22 protein-coding genes and 1 pseudogene are annotated in these 18,251 nt (G+C 73.1%); 17 read left to right on the top strand and 6 right to left on the bottom strand.

Translation table 11 applies throughout. The features are described from left to right. Positions 1-51: 51 nt before the first annotated feature. The 10 genes from O7616_RS08350 (at position 52) to O7616_RS08395 (ending at position 7,808) form a co-directional block, all read left to right on the top strand. Positions 52-567 (top strand): hypothetical protein, encoded by a 516-nt coding sequence (locus O7616_RS08350; protein ID WP_282306296.1) that lies wholly within the window; start codon positions 52-54, stop codon positions 565-567. 52 nt (positions 568-619) lie between these two features. Beyond that, the gene (locus O7616_RS08355) at positions 620-1,243 is read left to right on the top strand and encodes an RNA methyltransferase (protein ID WP_282264682.1); all 624 of its coding nucleotides are present in this window, start codon (positions 620-622) and stop codon (positions 1,241-1,243) included. A gap of 80 nt (positions 1,244-1,323) precedes the next feature. Further along, the gene (locus O7616_RS08360) at positions 1,324-2,001 is read left to right on the top strand and encodes a DUF6758 family protein (RefSeq protein WP_348773876.1); all 678 of its coding nucleotides are present in this window, start codon (positions 1,324-1,326) and stop codon (positions 1,999-2,001) included. A gap of 116 nt (positions 2,002-2,117) precedes the next feature. After that, positions 2,118-2,276, top strand: coding sequence for a hypothetical protein (locus tag O7616_RS08365; protein ID WP_007455302.1), 159 nt, complete (start codon positions 2,118-2,120; stop codon positions 2,274-2,276). A gap of 6 nt (positions 2,277-2,282) precedes the next feature. Continuing rightward, a complete protein-coding gene (locus O7616_RS08370; protein WP_282262751.1) occupies positions 2,283-3,158 on the top strand; it encodes a PH domain-containing protein in 876 nt (291 codons plus the stop codon). Between the two features lie 103 nt (positions 3,159-3,261). After that, complete coding sequence (locus tag O7616_RS08375) at positions 3,262-4,020, top strand: SigE family RNA polymerase sigma factor (RefSeq protein ID WP_282306297.1); 759 nt, start codon at positions 3,262-3,264, stop codon at positions 4,018-4,020. 56 nt (positions 4,021-4,076) lie between these two features. After that, positions 4,077-5,279 (top strand): hypothetical protein, encoded by a 1,203-nt coding sequence (locus O7616_RS08380; RefSeq protein ID WP_282306298.1) that lies wholly within the window; start codon positions 4,077-4,079, stop codon positions 5,277-5,279. Between the two features lie 37 nt (positions 5,280-5,316). Then, positions 5,317-6,189, top strand: coding sequence for a PHP domain-containing protein (locus O7616_RS08385; protein WP_282306299.1), 873 nt, complete (start codon positions 5,317-5,319; stop codon positions 6,187-6,189). Between the two features lie 40 nt (positions 6,190-6,229). Then, the gene (locus O7616_RS08390) at positions 6,230-6,844 is read left to right on the top strand and encodes a MarC family protein (protein WP_088986470.1); all 615 of its coding nucleotides are present in this window, start codon (positions 6,230-6,232) and stop codon (positions 6,842-6,844) included. A 43-nt stretch (positions 6,845-6,887) separates the two neighbouring features. Further along, on the top strand, positions 6,888-7,808 hold the full coding sequence (locus O7616_RS08395; RefSeq protein ID WP_282306300.1) for a PD-(D/E)XK nuclease family protein: 921 nt from the start codon (positions 6,888-6,890) through the stop codon (positions 7,806-7,808). 21 nt (positions 7,809-7,829) lie between these two features. On the opposite strand, the gene O7616_RS08400 is transcribed toward O7616_RS08395, so the two are convergent. Together O7616_RS08400 and O7616_RS08405 are read right to left on the bottom strand one after the other, a co-directional pair. Continuing rightward, positions 7,830-8,693 carry an oxygenase MpaB family protein gene (locus O7616_RS08400; protein WP_282306301.1) on the bottom strand — a complete coding sequence of 288 codons (864 nt, stop codon included), beginning with the start codon at positions 8,691-8,693 and terminating at the stop codon, positions 7,830-7,832. 56 nt (positions 8,694-8,749) lie between these two features. Continuing rightward, positions 8,750-9,178 carry a Fur family transcriptional regulator gene (locus tag O7616_RS08405; protein WP_282262745.1) on the bottom strand — a complete coding sequence of 143 codons (429 nt, stop codon included), beginning with the start codon at positions 9,176-9,178 and terminating at the stop codon, positions 8,750-8,752. A 204-nt stretch (positions 9,179-9,382) separates the two neighbouring features. Between O7616_RS08405 and O7616_RS08410 the strand changes: the two genes are divergently transcribed. Beyond that, complete coding sequence (locus tag O7616_RS08410) at positions 9,383-9,865, top strand: DUF2231 domain-containing protein (RefSeq protein ID WP_282307562.1); 483 nt, start codon at positions 9,383-9,385, stop codon at positions 9,863-9,865. A gap of 16 nt (positions 9,866-9,881) precedes the next feature. Here the strand turns inward: O7616_RS08410 and O7616_RS08415 are convergent, their stop codons facing one another. Beyond that, the gene (locus O7616_RS08415) at positions 9,882-10,196 is read right to left on the bottom strand and encodes a hypothetical protein (RefSeq protein WP_282306302.1); all 315 of its coding nucleotides are present in this window, start codon (positions 10,194-10,196) and stop codon (positions 9,882-9,884) included. A 150-nt stretch (positions 10,197-10,346) separates the two neighbouring features. Here O7616_RS08415 and O7616_RS08420 point away from each other — a divergent pair, with 150 nt between their 5' ends. Continuing rightward, positions 10,347-10,529, top strand: a complete 183-nt coding sequence (locus O7616_RS08420) for a hypothetical protein (protein WP_282262743.1) — start codon at positions 10,347-10,349, stop codon at positions 10,527-10,529. A 54-nt stretch (positions 10,530-10,583) separates the two neighbouring features. On the opposite strand, the gene O7616_RS08425 is transcribed toward O7616_RS08420, so the two are convergent. Then, complete coding sequence (locus O7616_RS08425; protein WP_282306303.1) at positions 10,584-11,258, bottom strand: flagellar biosynthesis protein FlgA; 675 nt, start codon at positions 11,256-11,258, stop codon at positions 10,584-10,586. A gap of 297 nt (positions 11,259-11,555) precedes the next feature. On the opposite strand from O7616_RS08425, the gene O7616_RS08430 reads away from it, so the two are divergent. Continuing rightward, positions 11,556-11,762 carry a hypothetical protein gene (locus tag O7616_RS08430; protein ID WP_282307819.1) on the top strand — a complete coding sequence of 69 codons (207 nt, stop codon included), beginning with the start codon at positions 11,556-11,558 and terminating at the stop codon, positions 11,760-11,762. 14 nt (positions 11,763-11,776) lie between these two features. Here the strand turns inward: O7616_RS08430 and O7616_RS08435 are convergent. Both O7616_RS08435 and O7616_RS08440 read right to left on the bottom strand, forming a co-directional pair. Beyond that, positions 11,777-11,983: pseudogene (locus tag O7616_RS08435) on the bottom strand (FmdB family zinc ribbon protein); the annotation flags it as partial. Beyond that, complete coding sequence (locus O7616_RS08440; protein ID WP_282306304.1) at positions 11,980-12,657, bottom strand: 5-formyltetrahydrofolate cyclo-ligase; 678 nt, start codon at positions 12,655-12,657, stop codon at positions 11,980-11,982. The gene O7616_RS08440 and the pseudogene O7616_RS08435, both read right to left, overlap by 4 nt. 85 nt (positions 12,658-12,742) lie before the next feature. Between O7616_RS08440 and O7616_RS08445 the strand changes: the two genes are divergently transcribed. The 4 genes from O7616_RS08445 to O7616_RS08460 all read left to right on the top strand — a co-directional run bounded on the left by O7616_RS08445 (position 12,743) and on the right by O7616_RS08460 (position 18,220). After that, positions 12,743-15,178 carry a diguanylate cyclase gene (locus tag O7616_RS08445; protein ID WP_282306305.1) on the top strand — a complete coding sequence of 812 codons (2,436 nt, stop codon included), beginning with the start codon at positions 12,743-12,745 and terminating at the stop codon, positions 15,176-15,178. Between the two features lie 9 nt (positions 15,179-15,187). Beyond that, positions 15,188-16,150: a UTP--glucose-1-phosphate uridylyltransferase gene (locus O7616_RS08450; protein WP_282262738.1), complete on the top strand. Its 963-nt coding sequence runs from the start codon at positions 15,188-15,190 to the stop codon at positions 16,148-16,150. Continuing rightward, positions 16,147-17,460, top strand: coding sequence for a gephyrin-like molybdotransferase Glp (gene glp, locus O7616_RS08455; RefSeq protein WP_282306306.1), 1,314 nt, complete (start codon positions 16,147-16,149; stop codon positions 17,458-17,460). Before O7616_RS08450 ends, glp begins: the two co-directional genes overlap by 4 nt. A 109-nt stretch (positions 17,461-17,569) precedes the next feature. Further along, complete coding sequence (locus O7616_RS08460; RefSeq protein ID WP_282306307.1) at positions 17,570-18,220, top strand: GNAT family protein; 651 nt, start codon at positions 17,570-17,572, stop codon at positions 18,218-18,220. The last annotated feature ends 31 nt before the right edge of the window (positions 18,221-18,251 follow it).

Genomic DNA, 18,251 nt, shown 5'->3' on the forward strand with positions numbered 1-18,251 from the left:
GAAGGGGCCCTGCTCCCGTGCACGGCGCATATGCTGACGCCGGAGGTTCCGATGAGCCACTCCGTCGCCGGAGAGCCGCCCTCTGCCGGCCGCCGAGCCGCACCGTCGACCACGGCTGCCTATTCCGCCGCCGAGTGGGACCTGCTCACCAGCCTGCCCGGCCGGGTTCTCGTGGCGGCTGCCGCCTCCGGGCCCGGCCGCGTCGAACGGGGGGTCATGGCCGGTCTCGCCGGCCTGGACGCCGTGGCCGCGGGCCGAGCCTTCGACAGCGATCTCGTCCGCGCGGTGGTCGCCGCGATCTACGCCCGGCACGACGGCACCCCGCAGACCACCGAGCAGCTCACCGATCTGGTGGACCTGTTGGCCGCCTGCCGGGCGGCACACCGGGTTCTGCGTCGGCACGCCGACCCCGCCGACTCGGCCGCGTACCGCCAGTGGGTGCAGTCGGTCGCGGCCCGGGTGTGCCGCGCGGTGCCCAGCCCCGGCGAACGCCGGGCCGACCACCTCGCGACCCCCGCCGACCGTCGTTTCCTCGACCGGCTCGGCGCCGCACTCGGGCTGCGGTGACCCGGCAGGTCGTCGCACCGGGTGCCGGCGTGGTCCGTACCCTCTGATGACCGTGACCGAAGACCAGCTTGAGGTGGGTGTGGGCCCCTGGCCGGGGGACCCGCCCGAGGACCCGCGTTACGACAGGCAGTTGCTGGCCGAGGGGGACCGGCGCAACGTCGTCGACCGCTACCGCTACTGGCGGCACGAGGCGATCGTCGCGGACCTGGACCAGCACCGGCACGGTTTTCACGTCGCGATCGAGAACTGGCAGCACGACTTCAACATCGGCACCGTGGTCCGCAACGCCAACGCGTTCAACGCCGCCGAGGTGCACATCGTCGGGCGGCGTCGGTGGAACCGGCGCGGCGCGATGGTGACCGATCGCTACCAGCATGTGCGACACCACGAGACGATCGAGGAGTTCGTGGCCTGGGCGGCCGAGCGCCGACTGCCGGTGGTCGGCATCGACAACCTGCCCGGGTCGCGTCCGCTGGAGACCGGGACCCTTCCCCGGGACTGCGTACTGCTCTTCGGTCAGGAGGGCCCCGGGCTCTCCGCGCCGGCCCGTGCGGCGTGCGACCAGCTCTACTCCATCGCCCAGTACGGCTCGACGAGGTCGATCAACGCGGGTGTGGCCAGCGGTATCGCGATGCACGCCTGGATTCGTGCCCACGCCGGCCCGCCGCCGGACTGAGCCGCGCCCGGACGCCGAATTGGACGTTCCCGCTTGACGTGCCGACGGTACGGGGTGACGGTGGGGATGTGAGTGTCGCGGTGAGTTGTCCGAGATGCGGGGGCCCGGTACGGGCGCCGGATCTGATGCACACCGACTCGAGATGCCTGCGCTGTGGCCCGGTGCCGCCGCTGCACGTGCCCGAGCACATCGGAGCGGACATCGTGGCGAGCGTGGTGGAGCGGATCACCGCGACCGCCGATCCGCCGGTGACGCCGCTGTGGTGTCCGTGGCCGCTGCCGCCCGGCTGGACGCTCACCGGCGTGGCGTACGCGGGGGACGACCGGACGGGCGTGCGGGCGACGGCGGTGGCCTGCGCGGGCCCGGCGCCGCTCGGCGGTGGTCCGGCCGATCTGGTCTTCGTGGCCGAGGAGCCCGGCGTCGGCCTGGGCACCCGACTCGCCGGACTGGCCGGGCCGGACCCCGGGCCGGAGTTGGCCGACGCGTTGACCGAACCCGGGCCGGGTCACCCCGACCATGTCGGGCAGGCCAGGATCAGGGTCGCCGGGCACCCGACTCCACTGTGGTTGGTGAATTCTCCAACAGATCGAAGCGCGTACGCCGGCGAAGCTCGGGGAATGTGGCTCCATGCGATAGCCTGGCCGGCGAGTGCGGGTCACCTGCTCGCGGAAGACGTCGTGCTACACGACCTGACCGAGTGGACTCCACCCGAGCTCGTGTACGGCGCACCATCCCCGTACTTACCGGGGAGACCTTGACAAGTCTCCTGGTTTGACGGAGAACGGACGCAGATATTCACTGTACGACACCACACTGATACTCTGGGTGCCGCTGCGGTAATGGGACCCGGCGCCGCGCGAGAGGATGGCCCGCCATGGTCAAGAAGGTCCTCACCTGGGCCGGAATCGCATTCTTGATCTTCTTCGTCGCCTACCGGCCAAACTCCGCGGCTGACGTGTTCAAGTCGCTCGGCGGCGGGATCATGGATATTGCGCAGGGGTTCGGCGACTTCTTCACCAGCCTCGTCGCCTAGCCGCCGATGGGCAGCCCCTCCGGTCCACCCTTCGACCCGGACGACCCCGACCGGGAGCGCCGCGAGCGCGACACCGAGCCGATCCCGCGGGTCGGGCCCGATGACGGCCCGGGCTACGGGGCCGGAGCCGGCCTGTCCGACGGTCCGTCCCTATCGGACGACGTCGGCTACGGCGACGGGCCCGGCTACGCGGGTCAGGGTCGATCCGGTCGGGCCTGGATCCGTGATCCGGAGGCCGGCTACCAGCCGCCGCAGATCTCCGAGGACGAGCTGGCCGGGTTGCGCGCCGACGCGACCGGAGCGACTCCCCGGCGGGTGCTGCCACTGGAGGACGAGCCCAGCTCGCTGGTCGCCCGCTACCTCTTCCCCACCGAGCGCTACCGGGGTGAGTGGAAGCGGCACTGGATCCACCTCACCACCCCGCTGCTGGTCGGCATCGCGGCGACCTTCGTGCTCGGCTACCTCTCCGGCTTTCTCGCCGGGCAGAACGTGGGCGCGCTGACCACCATCGCCGTGCTCCTCTGGTTCGCCGTGATGGGCTGGGTGGCGTGGAAGGTCGCCGACTGGTGGTATGACCGGTTCATCCTGACCAACAAGCGGGTCATGGTGGTCAACGGCATCATCACCCGTCGGGTCGCGATGATGCCGCTGGTCCGGGTCACCGACATGAAGTACGAACAGACCCCGACCGGGCGAGCGCTCAACTACGGCACCTTCGTGCTGGAGTCCGCCGGCCAGGAGCAGGCCCTCCGCGAGATCAAGAACCTACCCAACCCGAACGAGCTCTACCTGCGCGTCGTCGAGGAGATGTACGAGCCGCAGGCGGTCGAGGCGCGGCTCGGCAAGGAGGCCGACGAAGCCAAGGCCGACGACGGGGCGTGAAGGTTTTCGACCGAACATCGGAGTAAGTGCGCACCTTTCGTCATGGACTGGAACGCCCCTGACGTGGCACTCTGCCAGGGCAACTGGGGTGTGGAGGTGTGCGGTGACGAGCAGGGACTCGTTGGAGGAGCAGTTCCGCGAGTTCGTCGCGGCGCGCTCCGCCGCGCTCCTACGCACCGCCTATCTGCTTACCGGCGACTGGGCCACGGCCGAGGATCTGCTCCAGACGGCGCTCACCAAGACGTACCTCGCGTGGAAACGGCTCGGCGGGATCGAAGCCGTCGAGCCGTACGCGCGGCGTGTGATGGTCAACACGTCGACGAGTTGGTGGCGGCGGCGTTGGCACGGTGAACGCCCGACCGAGGTGCTGCCGGAACGCGCCGGAGTCGACGAGATCGAGCAGCAGCTCGACCGCGACCTGCTCTGGCGGCATCTGAAGCAGCTGCCCAACCGGCAGCGGGCGGTGTTGGTGCTGCGCTACTACGAGGACATGTCGGAGGCGCAGACCGCCGCGATGCTGGACATCTCACCGGGAACGGTGAAGAGCCAGACGTCCCGAGCCCTGGCCACGCTGCGTCGCCGGATGGGAGCCGACGCGGCGGACCTTCCCGCCGCAGCCGGTGCCGCCGGTCGACCAGCAGCCGGTGCCGCCCGACCGGTCGGCCGGGGTGTCCCCGGCGGGCAGCCCTCGGTGGCCGGCGTCACCGCGACGCCCCGACCGCGGCCGGCAGCCGGACAGGCCCCACCCCGCCCGGCCGTCCCGCAGGTCGTGCTGCCCGCCGTGCCGGTCAGCCCGCAGGTCGTGTCGCCCACCGCCCCGGCGGCCGTGCCCGTCGGCACGGGCTCCGGGGAGCAGCAGTGAGCGGATTGCCAGGCCGCCGCGACAACCTGACGGCCGGGCCGAAGCGTTCATCCCAGGTGCGGCCTGACGATCTGGAAGGTGCGGTGCGGGAGAGCCTCTCGCGCCAGGTGGCCCTTTCCCGCCCGCTGAGCGCCGACCCCGCCGGCAAGGCGATTCGACGGGCGAACCGGATCCGGCGTCGGCGAACCGGGGCCGGGCTCGTGCTCGCGACGGCCGTCACCGTGCTGCTCGGCGCGGGCATGGTCCAACTCGGCGCGGGAACCGGGCGGGACGGCACTCCCATCGCGGTGATCGGTGATCCGGACGGTGCCAACCGGCCCGTCCCGACGGCGAGCGTGCCAGGTGCCGAATCCTCGTCCGGGACGTCCGCCTCCCTGGTCGTCACCGAGACGTTGGTCGACCCCGATGGGAAGCGGCTGGTGTTGCGCGACATCGGGGCGGCCGAACAGGCGCAGCTGCTGCCCGGCGGGGGCGGCTGGTTGGTGGTCAGTAGACCGACCGCCGCCGGTCGGACCCTCTGGGTGGTGCAGGACGACGGCCTGGTGCAGGTGCTGCTCGCCGGTGCAGGCTCGATAGTCCTGGCACCGGACGGCCGACAGGTCGCCTGGCGCGACGGCGGTGACCTGTTCGTGGCGGGGGTGGTCGGCACCCAGCTCATCGGCGCGGCACGCACCCCGGTGCCGGCAGCCGCGGAGCCCATCCGGTTCGTCGGTGACGGCGTGCTGGTCCGGCTCGACCCCGCGAGTGCCGGTCACACCCTCTGGCGGCCGGGCGCCGGGCAGTTGCCCGCAGCCGTCGACCGGCAGACCCTCAACGTCTACGGAGAACTGCCCGACGGGCGGCTGGTCGGCCAGACCGTCGCGACCGACCCGGGCGGTACCTGCCTGGCCGTACTCGACCCGACGCGCCACCTGGCGCCGGTGGAGTCCAGCTGTGGTGCGGACCTGACCCGGGACGGCGTCGGCGGGGTCTCCACCGACGGACGGTGGCTGCTGGTGAACGGACGGGTGGGCAAGATCAGCCGCGCGCTCCTGGTCGACCTGCGACGACTCGGGCCCGCGCCGACCGCCGTTCCGGCCGGGCCGCCGATGACCGGCGCGATCGTCTGGAGCAACGACACCCAGGCCGCGTACCTCGACGGTGGCGGTGACCTGGTCCGGGTCGACGTCGGCCGGGTACGGGCCGGGAAGCCGGCGACTCCCGCGCCGGTGCCCGACCTGCCGGCCGGAGACCGGCCCGTCCTGGTGAGCGGCTTCTGACCCACCCGGTCGAGGTGAGCCTCGGTAACGTCATGAGGTGACCTCGCGTACCGGCGCCGCCCCGCGGATCGACCTGCACACCCACTCGACGGCCAGCGACGGCACGTTGACCCCGACCGAGCTGGTCCGGGCCGCTGCCACGGCCGGGCTGGACGTGTTGGCGATCACCGACCACGACACCACCGCCGGTTGGGCGCCGGCCGTCGCCGCGCTGCCGCCCGGGCTGCGCCTGATCCGGGGCGCCGAGCTGTCCTGTCGCTGGTCCGGCACCCGACCGGCGGTGCCGCTGCACCTGCTGGCGTACCTGTTCGACCCGGATCACCAGGAACTGGTGGCGGAACTCGCCCGGGTGCGGGCCGCCCGGGAGGATCGTGGCGAACGGATCGTCGCGTTGTTGCGTGCCGACGGCATCGACGTGAGCTGGCCGGAGATCCTGGCCGGTGCCGACGGAGGGACCGTGGGCCGGCCGCACATCGCGCAGGCGCTGATCCGGGCCGGCCTGGTCCGCAGCACCTCGGAGGCGTTCGGCTCGGACTGGCTGGGCGAACGGTACCGGCTGCCCAAGGACGACATCGACGTGTTCCAGGCGGTCCGGCTGGTGCGATCGGCCGGTGGCGTGCCGGTCTTCGCCCACCCCCGGGCCACCCGCCGTGGCCGGGTGGTGCCCGACGAGCTGATCAGCGAGTTGGCGGCCGCCGGACTGGCCGGCCTTGAGGCCGACCACGAAGACCACAGCCCCGCCGAGCGGGCGCACGTCCGGGCGCTCGCCGCCGACCTGGGCCTGCTCGTCACCGGCTCCTCCGATTTCCACGGCACGCACAAGACCGTCCAGCTCGGTGCGTTCACCACCGGCGTCGAGGCGTACGAGCGGATCGTCGCCGAAGGGGTGACCGAGGTCGCTTCCGGCTGATCCGCGTTTCGGCGGATCACGGCGCGGCTAGGTTGATCACGTGGATCTGAAGTTGTTCGGCGAGGTTTTCGTGACCCTGCTGGTGATCACTGACCCCCCGGGCATGATGCCGATCTTCCTGGCGTTGACCGGTCCGCTGCCCGCCCGCGACCGGAACCGGGCGGCCTGGCAGGCCGTCGCGTTGGCGCTGGGCGTGATCGTGATCTTCGCGGTGGCGGGACAGACCCTGCTGGACTACCTGCACGTGGACCTGCCGGCGTTGCAGGCGGCCGGTGGGCTGCTGCTCGTACTCGTCGCACTGGAGTTGCTCACCGGCAAGACCGACGGTCCCAGCGCGGACGCCACCTCGAACATCGCCCTGGTGCCGCTGGGAACCCCGCTGCTGGCCGGCCCGGGCGCCATCGTCGCCACGATGCTCTTCGTCCAGCAGGCCGACGGCCTGGGCGACTACACCGCCATCGCCGTGGCGATCCTCGCCGTGATGGTCGCCGTCTGGATCGTCCTGCGCTTCTCCGGCGGCATCGTGAAGATCCTGCGTCCGGGCGGCATCGAGGTGCTGACCAGGATCGCCGGTCTGCTGCTGGCCGCGATCGCCGTCCAGCTCATCGCCGACGCCGTGTTCGCCTTCGTCACGCACTACGTGAACATGACCTGACCGGCGTACCCACCCTGTCGGAGGTGGATGGCAGGATCGCAGGGTGCGACGATCCTCCTCAGCGGGCCGACCGGCGGCCGGTGGCCGCGCTCCCCGACCACGCGACGGCGGTGCCGAGCAACTCGGCTTCGAAGGCATGCCGGAGCGCCTGTTCGTCTGCACACCGAGCAAACTCGGCGCGTTCGCTGACTGCCCGCGTCGCTATCGCTACTCGTACGTCGACCGGCCGACACCGCCCAAGGGTCCGCCGTGGGCGCACAACTCGCTCGGCGCCAGCGTGCACACCGCCCTGAAGAACTGGTATGCGCTGCCCGCCGACCGGCGTCGCCCCGAGGCGCTGGCGACCCTCCTCAAGGGCACCTGGGTCCGCGAGGGTTACCGCGACGACGAGCAGGAGCGGGCCGCCTACCGGCGGGCGTTGAGCTGGCTGGAGGCGTACGTCGAGACGCTGGAAGCCGACTCCGACCCGCTCGGCGTGGAGCGGGTGGTGGCGGTCAAGACCGCCGTGCTGGCGTTCAACGGCCGAGCCGACCGGATCGACTCGCGACCCGGGCCGGAAGGGCCGGAGCTGGTCATCGTCGACTACAAGACCGGTCGCAGCGGGTTGGACACCGACGACGCGCGGGGTTCGCAGGCGTTGGCGCTCTACGCGTACGCGGCCGAGCGGGTGTTCCGCCGGCCGTGCCGTCGGGTGGAGCTGCACCACCTGCCCACCGGTACGGTCGCCGGCCACGACCACACTGTCGAGTCGCTGGCCCGGCAGTTGACCCGTGCGGAGGAGACGGCCCGCGACATCATGGCCGCCGAACGGGCGGTCGCGGAGGGTGCCGACGCCGACGAGGCGTTTCCGACCGCCCCCGGCCCACGCTGCGGCTGGTGTGACTTCCGCCGGCACTGCCCGACCGGGGCGCAGGTGCCGGGAAAGGAGCCGTGGGCGGCCGTGGACCGGCACGCCGACGGCTGACGCCCGCCACGGACCGGCCGGTCAGCGTGCCATCGCGGTGACGGCGTGGCGCGCGGCCCGCTCCTTGGCGGCCTGCAACAACGGCCCCTCCAGATACCGGCGGGGCACGGCGGCGAACGCGAGCCGCAGGGCACGCACCGTCAGATCCGCCGACAGCGCGGTGGTGGGCAGGCCGAGCCCGCCGTACATTCGGCGCGCCCACGCCGGCAGCAGGCCGAACGCGGTGCCGGCGATCCCCAGGTACGCCCAGCGCGGCGGGCCGAGGGTGAGCCCCAACCGGGCCGGCAGGCTGAGCTTCCACGGCAGTGGCGGGGCGGTCAGGAAGATCGCCGTCTCGGCTGCCTCCCGGGTCATCCGCAGCTCCGGCCGTACGGCCCGGTAATACTCCGCCACCTCGCTCGCGGTGCCCGGAACGGTCGCCGGGTCCAGACCGACCAGCGCGGCGGACCGGCGCTGTTCCGTGTAGTAGCCGTCCACCTCGTCGTCGCTGAGCGGCAGACCGGCGCGGCGGGCCGTGCTGAGGAAGGACTCGACCTCGGTGACGTGCACCCAGCGCAGCAGGTCCGGCTCGTCGATCCGGAACGACTCCCCGGTCAGCGGGTCGGTGGCTCGCAGCCGGTCGTGCAGCCGTCGCAGCCGGGCGCCGGCCGCCTCCGCCTCGGCGGTGGTCCCGTAGACAGTGGTCGCGACGTAGGTGGCGGTGCGGACCAGTCGGCCCCAGGCGTCGGTGCGGTAGTTGCTGTTCTGCGCGACCCCGGCCATCGCCCGGGGGTGCAACGCCTGGAGGTAGAGCGAACGCAGGCCGGCGACGATCAGGATCGGCTCCTCGTGCACCTTCCACGTGACCGAACCCGGACCGAAGAGGCCGAGGTCATCGGAGTCCACCGTCCAAGAGTGCCACGGGCTGCCCGGCCTCGTCGGGCACGTCTCGTCTGCGCCGGTCAGACGTCGGCGGAGCGGCGCGCCCGGCAGCCCGGGCAGAGACCCCAGAAGGTCACCTCCGCCTCGTCCACCTCGAAGCCGTGCGTCACGTTCGGGTCCAGGCACGGAGCACTGCCCACCGCGCAGTCGATGTCGGCGATCTCGCCGCAGCCCCGGCAGACCACGTGGTGGTGGTTGTCGCCGACCCGTGCCTCGTAGCGGGCGGGACCACCGGCCGGCTCGATCCGGCGGGACAACCCGGCGCGCGACAGCGCGCCCAGCACGTCGTAGACCGCCTGCGTGGAAACCGAGTCGAGGCGTTCACGGACCCGCCGGGCGATCTCGTCGACCTCCAGGTGCCCGCCGGCACTCAGCACGTCGAGCACCGCGAGGCGGGGCCGCGTGACACGCAGGCCCTTCGATCGCAGCAGCTCCTCGGCACCGGACATCGGCCAATGACAGCACGCCCGATCGGCATCGACAACCGTCGCCCGCCCCGGGTGGCCACCGACACAGCCCTCGAAGATCGGGAGCGCGTCCCGAGACGGTGAACCCGATCGTCGGGTTACGCGTGTGTCCGGTCGAAAGCCTGGGGACGATTCGGCGGATCGTACGCTGACCACCCCCTGACCGTGATCCACCTGGAGGGTTGGATGTTCGAGGAGATCCTGGGTCTACCGGCACACGTCCTGGTGGTCCACGCGGTCGTCGTGTTCGTACCGCTGCTGGCGGCGCTGGCCATCGCGTACGTGGGTCTGCCCCGGTGGCGGCACCGGCTGGACTGGGCTGTGGGTCTCCTCGCCGTGGCCGCGCCGGTGACCGCGTTCGTGGCTGTCAAGTCGGGTGAGGTGTTCACCGACGCCCTGGTCGCCCGGGGCTTCCAGGGACAGATCCTCGACCAGATCTTCGAGCACTCCCGCTACGGCGACATCCTGTTCCGCATCGTGGTGCCGCTCGGGATCGTGGCGATCCTGCTGCTCGTGGCGACCAGTGGGCACCCCCGGGTGCCGCGGTTGCCGGGGTTGGTGATCCCGGTTCTGGGGGTGGCGACAGTGGGGCTGTCCATCGCCGCACTGGTCTACGTCTACCTCACCGGCCACTCCGGGGCCGAGGCGGTCTGGGGCACCACCCTCTGACCCGCCCGCTCGCACCTCAGAAGATGATCCGCGAGCAGAGCAGGCAGACCAGGAACACCAGCACCACGCCGGCCGCCGCGCCGAAGCCGTAGGTGACCCGCTGCGAGCGCTGCTCGGCCGCATCCAGGTAGGCCATGTCCTGCGGCGGCAGCTGCCGAGGTGGTGCCGGCTGAAGGTGTACGGGTGGACGCCAACCCGTCGGCGGCGGAACGCTCGGCGGCGGACCGGTGTATCCGCTCACGGGGGCGGCGGGAGGTTGGTCCGCCGGGGCGTCGGTGCCGGGCCGTCGCCAGTAGTCGTCCGGGGCGCTGCCGCCGCTGGGGGTCGTCACGCCGTCCGACGCTACCAACGCGAGCAGCGGCCCGGTCGCCTCTTGCCGGCGTGCCACAGTCGGCGGGCCGTTCCGCCGCCGCCGGGGTGGCAGTGGAACCGGCACGCGTCGGCACGGTGGAGGTGGCCGATTGCGCTAGTCTTGCCGCTCGTGAGCACCGAGGACCCCGGCCGGCAGGGCGTACGCGGCGACGACGACCGGACCGTCGACCTGAGCGAAGACTTCGTGGTGCTGCCCGAGCAGACGTCCGACGACACGGACCGTGGCTGGGGTGAACGGTCGGGCGGCAACGACGACTGGCTGCTCGCCGAACGCCCCCCACACTGGGACTGACCCGACGGTGGTGCGCGGACTGCTCAGCCCGGCGTCCGGTGGTGCGGCGGGCGCTCAACCGCGCACGACGACGGCGAACCGGGTGCCCTCGGGGAGCCCGACGGCGCGTTGTGCCTGGTCGGGGCGAAGGGCCAGGTAGAGCGCTGTGGACCCGTCGGTCGCGTCGGCGCCCAGGACGTCCAGCACCAGTGCCGCGGGCGCGAGCAGCGCGGCGTCGGCGCCCGCCCGGTCGGGTGTCGCGGCCAGCAGATCGACCCGGGTGCCGGGGCGGGCCACCGCGAGCGCGGCCGGCTCGGCCAGCCGGATCGGCACCCCGACCGCGCCGGTGGGCAGCGGCAGCGGTCTGACCGGGCCGTCGCCGGTAGCGGTGCGGTCCTCACCGGCCGGGCCGGTCGGCGGCGGCCCGCCGTTGCCACCTCCGTCGGTGGCGCTCTCGTCAGGCTTGCTCGACCCGCTCTCGTTGGCTTCGGTCGAACGAGCGGCGTCGGGGCTGGGTGAGTCGTCGGCGCTGGCTGAGCCGCCTCCGTCGACCGGACCGTTGGTGCCGTCGGCCCCGGCCGAGGCGGGGGAGGACGCGGCGCTCGGCGGGCAACCGGGCGGGGTGTGCAGGACGGCGGCGGCCAGGCCGAGCAACGCGGTGACCAGGACGGCCCGGAGCAGGGTGTGCCCGCCGGGCATGGTGAACCGGCGCAGGGGACGCAGCGCCCGCGCGGAGTCTGGATCACTCATCGCCGCTGCCGCCTCCCGTCTGGAGGACGTCGCCGTGACACCCTCGGCGGCAGGTTAGGCCGTTCCAGGCGTGATTCGCCGACCGTCGGCCGGGACCTGTGGATAACCGGCCGGCCTGTGGACAACGCCCGGCAGTGGGCTGGACCTGCTAAGGCCGCAGCCGTGATCGACTCGGGTTCACGGGGACCGGGCGGTCAGGATGACCGGGACGGGCCGTCTTCCGTGAACCCGAGTGGATCAAGCTGAAGGACGAAGGGGGCCGCTGGAGGTCAGGATGCGGAGCTGGCCGCCGGGGCCTTGCCGCCGCTGGACCCGCCCGACGACGACCCACCCGAGGAGGACCCGGCGGACGAGGACGACCCCGACGAGGAACCGGACGACGAGGACGACCCGGACGAGGACGACCCGGACTTCTCGGCGGACGACGAGTCGGACTTCGCCGGCTTGGCGGCCGTGCCGCCGGCCGTCGTCTCGGAGCCGGAGGCCCGCGAGTCGGTGCGGTAGAAGCCCGAGCCCTTGAAGACGATTCCGACCGAGTTGAAGACCTTGCGCAGCCGCCCCTGACACGCCGGGCACTCGGTCAGCGGCTCGTCAGAGAAGGACTGCACCGCCTCGAGCTGGTGACCGCACGTGGTGCAGGCGTACTGGTACGTGGGCACGTTCTCCTCCGGATCTGGGCTCGGCCAGTTGGCACTCGACGTATTCGAGTGCCAATGGTGCGTCATTCGCCCCGGGTTCGTCCAGCGGACGTGTGGGGCGCGACACCATGCGCCGCACCCGGGCCGCCGTCAAGCGTACGCACCCCGTCGGCGGGGGTGACGACCGCGCGGACCAGCCGGTCGTGCGGCTCCGCCGGAAGCGCGTCGACCAGCTCGCCGTCGTGCAGGGGCACCACTGTCAGCGTCGCCTCCGGCACCCGGGCGAGGGCCCGGTCGTAGGAGCCGCCGCCCCGCCCGAGCCGCCGACCGTGGCGGTCCACCGCGAGGGCCGGTACGACCACCAGTTCCGCGTCCGCCACGGCGTCCACCCCGAGGCGGACGCCGGTGGGTTCGCGGATGCCCCGACCGGCGGCGACCACGTCCGCCGGCCCGGTGTACGCCGCCCAGTCCAGATCCAGGTCAGCGAGGAGCACCGGCAGCAGCAACTCGGCGTCGGCCGACAGCGCCGCCCGCAGTGCCTCCGGTAGGTCGGCGCCGCCCGGTTCGGAGCCGATCGGCACGTACGCCGTCATCCGGCGGGGGCGCAGTCTGCGTACCAACCCGACCAGCTCAGCCTGCACGCGCCCGGCGGCGGCGGCCCGGGTGGGACCGGGCAGCGACCGGCGGCGGGCGAGCAGTTCCACGCGTGCGTCCCGCTTCGCGGCACGCGTCACTTCCGCTTCATCAGAAAATTCCGGCACGCAACACTCCTGACGCAACGCCTCTCCCACGGTTGCTCTGTGTCAGCATCGCAAGCAACGGAGGCGGAACTTCCGGGGGGACCGAGTGACGCTACGCGGGCGGTTGACGGCAGCCTTCCTCGTGGTGGTGCTCGGGCCGGTCCTGCTCGGCGCGCTCTTCGTCGCCTCCACCGTCGCGGCCGTGGACCGCAGCCGCTCCACCGAGCGACTGGCGGTGGCAGCGTCCGCCGTGCGGACCTCGGTCGACGCGCTCTGTCAGCAGCTGAGGGCCACCGCCGACGCGGTGGCCCTCACCGCCGACCCGGCCGTCGCCGCCGCCCAACTGGTCGGCCGTGGCCTGGCCGCCGCGGTGTTGATCACCGACGTGAGCGGCACGGTCAGCTACGTCTCGCCCGGCGCTCCGGCGGCCCCCTGGCGCGACTGCTCCGGCCCGACAGGTCGCGAGACCAACGGCCCGACAGGTCGCGAGACCGACGGCCCGACAGGTCGCGAGACCGACGGTCCGGCGGGCGGCGAGACCGACGGTCCGGCGGGCGGCGAGACCAACGGCCCGGCCAACGGCTCGGCCAGCCCGGTCCGGGCGCTCGCCGCGCAGGTCGACCTCCGCGACCGTTCCGGAACCCTGCTGGGCACCGTGACCGCCGCACAACTGGTCGACCCGGCCTTCGTGGCCCGGCTAGCGGCGGTGACCGGGGTGGCGGTCACCCTGCTCGACAGCGGTGCCAGCGCCGCGCGGGTCACCCACACGACCGAGTCCCGCGAGGTACGCGACGCGGTGCTGGCCGCCGCCAGCGCCGTCGACGGCGAGCGGGTCACCGAGACCAGCGAGGGTCGGTACGTGCGGAGGATCGGGCCGTCCGACTCGCAGCCGCTGCCCCTGGTGCTCTCCGTGCCCAGCGAACGGCCACCCGGGCTGCACGCCACGCTGGTGGGTGTCGTCGTCCTGGCCGGGCTCCTCGCCGTGCTGAGCGCCTGGCGGTTGGCCCGGGTCACCACCCGGCCGCTCGTGGAGCTGGCCGGAGCGGTGGACCGGGTCGCCCACGGCGACCTCACCGCCCGGGTGCCGGTCCGCAGCCGCGACGAGCTGGGCCGGCTGGCCGCCGCCTTCAATCGGATGACGAGGGAGACCGGCTCCTACGTCGCGGCGTTGACAAGCAACCGGGACCAGCTCCGCGGGCACCTCGGTGTCCTCGGCGACACCCTGGCCAGTACGCACGACCTGCAACGCATCCTGCGGGTGATCCTGCACAGCGCCATCGGAGCCACCGGGGCGCGCGCCGGTGCGGTGCTGCTGGTGGAGGCGGGCGGCGTGCTCGTCGCGCAGTGCACCGAAGGGCTGGACGGGCGGTGGCCGGAGGACGACCCGGACGGGCCGTCGACGCTCCGGGTGCCGGTGGGCGTCGGCGTGGTCGGTGCCGTCGCCGCCACCGGCGAACCGCAGCGGGGGAGGATGGAGGCGGCCGACGCCCCGTCGGGTGAGCCGCGCTGTCGCACCTACGTCGCAGTCCCGTTCGCCGCCCCGACCGGCGGCGCGGCGACCCCCTCCGCGTCCGCGTCGCCGACCGACGAGGCCGGCGCGGCGGCGGCACTCGGGGTGCTGGCCCTCTACGACCGGTTGGGCGCCGACGAGTTCGACGACGACGACCTCGTCACCCTGCGCACCTTCGCCGGTCACGCGGCGGTGGCGGTGGACAACGTCCGGGTGCACGAGGAGGCGCAGCGGCTCTCGCTCACCGACCCGCTCACCGGGTTGTGGAACTACCGCTACCTGCGCGAGTCGATCCGGCGGGAGGTGGAGCGGGCCAGCCGGTTCGGGCGGATGCTGAGCATCCTCGCGCTCGACCTCGACCGCTTCAAGGACGTCAACGACACGTACGGGCACGCGGCCGGGGACACCGTGCTGGCCGAGTTCGCCAGGCGGGTACGCGGCGAGATCCGCGAGGTCGACCTGGCCTTCCGGCAGGGCGGTGAGGAGTTCGTGCTGCTGCTGCCGGAGACCGACGCGCGGGGCGCGGCGATCGTGGCCGAGCGACTCGGCGCGGTGGTGCGCGAGACCCCGATCGCCGTCGAGGCGGACGCCGGGCCGGTCCTGGTGACCGTGTCGGTGGGCATCGCCGTCTACCCGGACAACGGCAGCACCGGGCGGGAGGTGCTGGAGGCCGCCGACGACGCGCTCTACGCCGCCAAGGCGGCTGGCCGGGACACGTACCGGGTCGCCGAGGCACGCCCGGACGTGACCACCCGGGAGTTGCCGGTGCTCGCGGGCGCGGTGAGCCCCTCCGACGGGCTGCCGCGCGCCGGCCGACACGTGCAGGTCGACCGGGAGCCGGGCGGGCCCGCCCGGTCCGAGTCGGCGGCGGGCGTACCCGAATCATCGCCGACCGGCCCGACGCACGCCCGGCCGGACGCGGCCGGCGGCCCACCGGACAGCGCGGGGGCCGGCCCCGACGCCGCGCGACCGGGGTCGGGCGGCGGCGCGTCTTCTGGGCCACACCCGCCGCGGCAGAGCCGTGGCCGATAGTCTCGCGGCATGTCGGAGCACTCAGCGAACCCCTCATCGACGGCCGCCGCAACCGGCCGTCCCCTGGCGGTCAAGGCCGTCATCCCGGCCGCCGGACTGGCCACCCGGTTCCTGCCGGCCACCAAGGCGGTGCCCAAGGAGCTGCTGCCGGTCGTGGATCGGCCGGTTCTGCAGTACATCGTCGAGGAGGCCACCCAGGCCGGCATCGGTGACGTGTTGCTGATCACCGGTCGGGGTAAGACGTCGATGGTGGACCACTTCGACCGCCGCCCCGACCTGGAGACCAGGCTGGAGGAGAAGGGCGACGCCGAGCGGCTGGCCGCCGTGCGTCGGCCCAGCGAGTTGGCCGAGATCTACACCGTGCGGCAGCCCGAGCAGCTCGGGCTCGGCCACGCCGTCGGGTACGCCGAGTCGCACGTCGGCGACCAACCCTTCGCGGTGCTGCTGGGCGACGAGTTCGTCAAGCCGTCCGAGCCGCTGCTTCCGGCGATGCTGGAGTTGCAGGCCCGCACCGGTGGTGTGGTGCTCGCCTTCTTCGAGGTCGACCCGGCCGACACCAAGCGGTACGGCATCGCCTCGGTCGAACCCGCCGAGGCCGAGCTGACCGACATCGGCGAGGTCGTCAAGGTGACCGGGATGGTGGAGAAGCCCCAGCCGGAGGACGCGCCGAGCAACCTGGCGGTGCTCGGCCGCTACGTGCTGCCCGGCAAGATCTTCGACGCGATCCGGCGGACCAAGCCGGGCAGCGGGGGCGAGATCCAGTTGACCGACGCGATGGAGTTGCTGCGTACCGAGGGCACCCCGGTGCACGCGATCGTCTACCGGGGCACCCGCTACGACACCGGCATGCCGCTGGGCTACCTCCAGACGGTGGTGCAGATCGCCGCCGACCGCGACGACCTGGGCGGCGAGTTCCGATCCTGGCTGGCCGAGTTCGTCAAGGCCGACGCGGCAGGCGGATCTGGTACATGACCGCGACGGCCGACGCCGAGGCGGCCGCGAACGAGTTGACGCCGCTCGCCGACTACCTGGGCAGCGTGCTGCGCAGGTTACGAGCGCTGCCGCCACTCGACCTCGACCTCACCCAGGCGCACGGCAACGTCCTCGCCGAGGACGTCGTCGCGCCGCACGCCTTCCCGGCCTTCGACCAGGCGGCCGTGGACGGCTACGCCGCCCGCTGGGAGGACATCTCCGGAGGTGGCCGGGGCCCGAGTTACGTCCCGGCCCCCTCCGGCACGCCCGGTGGGCGGACCATCCGGCTCAACGTGGTGGGAGATCTGGGGGCCGCGAGCTGGCGGCCGGTCCGGCTGACCCCCGGTTCGTGCTTCTCGGTGGCCGCCGGGGCGCCGCTGCCGGTCGCCGCCGACGTGGTGGTGCCGGTGGAGTGGACCGACCAGGGCATGGCCGCGGTAGAGATCTTCCGCACCCCCAAACGGGGGTACGGGGTACGCCGCGCCGGTGAGGAACTGCCCGCCGGCACGCTGCTCGCCCGCGCCGGCACGTACGTCTCCCCGGCGCTGGTCGCGGTCTTCGCCGCCACCGGTATCGGGCACGTGGTGGTCCGGCCCAGCCCTCGGGTGGTCATCGTGGCCACCGGTGACGAACTCGTCGACGTGGGCCGGGGCAGCCAGCCCGGCCAGGTCGTCGACGCGAACTCGCACGCGTTGACCGCCGCGGCGGCGGAGGTGGGCGCCCTGGCGTACCGGGTGGGGATCTGCGACGACGACCCGGAAGGGCTGCGCGGACTGCTGGAGGACCAGACCCTGCGCGCCGACCTGATCATCACCACCGGAGGCACCGGCACCGGCCCCGGTGACATGGTGCGTCGGATCCTGTCCCGCCGCGAGGGCGGCCGGGCCGGGCCGGTCACGTTCACCGACGTCGCGCTCTATCCCGGGACCGCGCTCGGGTTCGGCACGGTGGGCGCCGAGGAGGTGCCGGTGGTGTGCCTGCCCGGCGACCCCGGCGCCGCGCTGATCGGCTTCGAGGTGCTGGCCCGCCCGGCCATCCAACTGCTCGCCGGTGCGGAGCCGGTGTTCCGACCCAGCGTGCGGGCGCACCTGCTGGAGACCGTGTCGTCACCGGCGGGGCTGCGGGAGTTCCGGCCGGCGCACGTCGCGGAGCGTCGGGGCGGCGGATACACGGTCCAACCGCTGCGCGGTGGGCCGTTCACCCTCTCCGGGCTGGCCGAGGCGAACGGGCTGCTGGTCCTCGGCGAGCGGGTGACCACCGCCGCCGCCGGATCCACCGTGGACGTCCTGTTGCTGGACCGTCGCCGGTGACGGTCTCCCGGTCGAGCCGCAGGCGCTCCACTCGGGAGGCGCGCCGTCACCGGATCGGGGCGGTCGGTCCACTTGCGCGCGACACGGTCCCGCGCGGGAGACTGTGCGGGTGAGTCTCTTCGGACCTCCGCGGGCACCCGGCTGGCCGGTGGAGTTGGCGGACGGCCCGGTGTTCCTGCGGCCGTACCGGCGCACCGACGCCGCGGCGTGGTCGGATATCCGGCGGGCCAACCGGGCCTGGCTGGCGCCCTGGGAGTCGTCGCTGCCCGGCGCCTGGGACGACATGAACTCACCGGCCGCGTTCCGCTGGGTGCACCGCGACCAACGGCGGTCGGCCCGCGAGGGTGAGGGCATGCCGTTCGCTGTCTGTCTGCGCGAGGCCGACCGCGACCGACTGGTCGGTCATCTCAACGTCGGCAGCATCGTGCGACGAGCCCTCTGCTCCGGCTACGTCGGCTACTGGGTGGACGCCCGGGTCGCCGGACGAGGGGTGATCCCGACGGCGCTCGCGCTCGCCGTGGACCACGCGTTCGGCCCGGGCGGGTTGCACCGGGTGGAGGTCAACATCCGCCCGGAGAACCGACCGTCCCGGCGGGTGGTCGAGAAACTGGGCTTCCGCGAGGAGTCGTACCACGTGCGCTACATGCACATCGACGGCGCGTGGCGGGATCACATCGGGTACGCGATGACGAGCGAGGAGATCGCCGCCGAGGGTGGCCTTCTGGCCCGCTGGCACCGGGTACGCGCCGACGCGCGCTAGGGCGCCGTCGCGATCTGCGGGGGCGGGGCGG

Origin of the sequence: Micromonospora sp. WMMD964 (assembly GCF_029581455.1) — a bacterium.
GTDB lineage: Bacteria > Actinomycetota > Actinomycetes > Mycobacteriales > Micromonosporaceae > Micromonospora.

Bases quoted from the DNA above. Each gene is read 5' to 3' on its own strand.
- O7616_RS08425 (WP_282306303.1), bottom strand. From the start codon at position 11,258: ATGAGTGATCCAGACTCCGCGCGGGCGCTGCGTCCCCTGCGCCGGTTC.
- O7616_RS08365 (WP_007455302.1), top strand. From the start codon at position 2,118: ATGGTCAAGAAGGTCCTCACCTGGGCCGGAATCGCATTCTTGATCTTC.
- O7616_RS08450 (WP_282262738.1), top strand. From the start codon at position 15,188: ATGTCGGAGCACTCAGCGAACCCCTCATCGACGGCCGCCGCAACCGGC.
- O7616_RS08405 (WP_282262745.1), bottom strand. From the start codon at position 9,178: ATGTCCGGTGCCGAGGAGCTGCTGCGATCGAAGGGCCTGCGTGTCACG.
- O7616_RS08370 (WP_282262751.1), top strand. From the start codon at position 2,283: ATGGGCAGCCCCTCCGGTCCACCCTTCGACCCGGACGACCCCGACCGG.
- glp (WP_282306306.1), top strand. From the start codon at position 16,147: ATGACCGCGACGGCCGACGCCGAGGCGGCCGCGAACGAGTTGACGCCG.
- O7616_RS08350 (WP_282306296.1), top strand. From the start codon at position 52: ATGAGCCACTCCGTCGCCGGAGAGCCGCCCTCTGCCGGCCGCCGAGCC.
- O7616_RS08410 (WP_282307562.1), top strand. From the start codon at position 9,383: ATGTTCGAGGAGATCCTGGGTCTACCGGCACACGTCCTGGTGGTCCAC.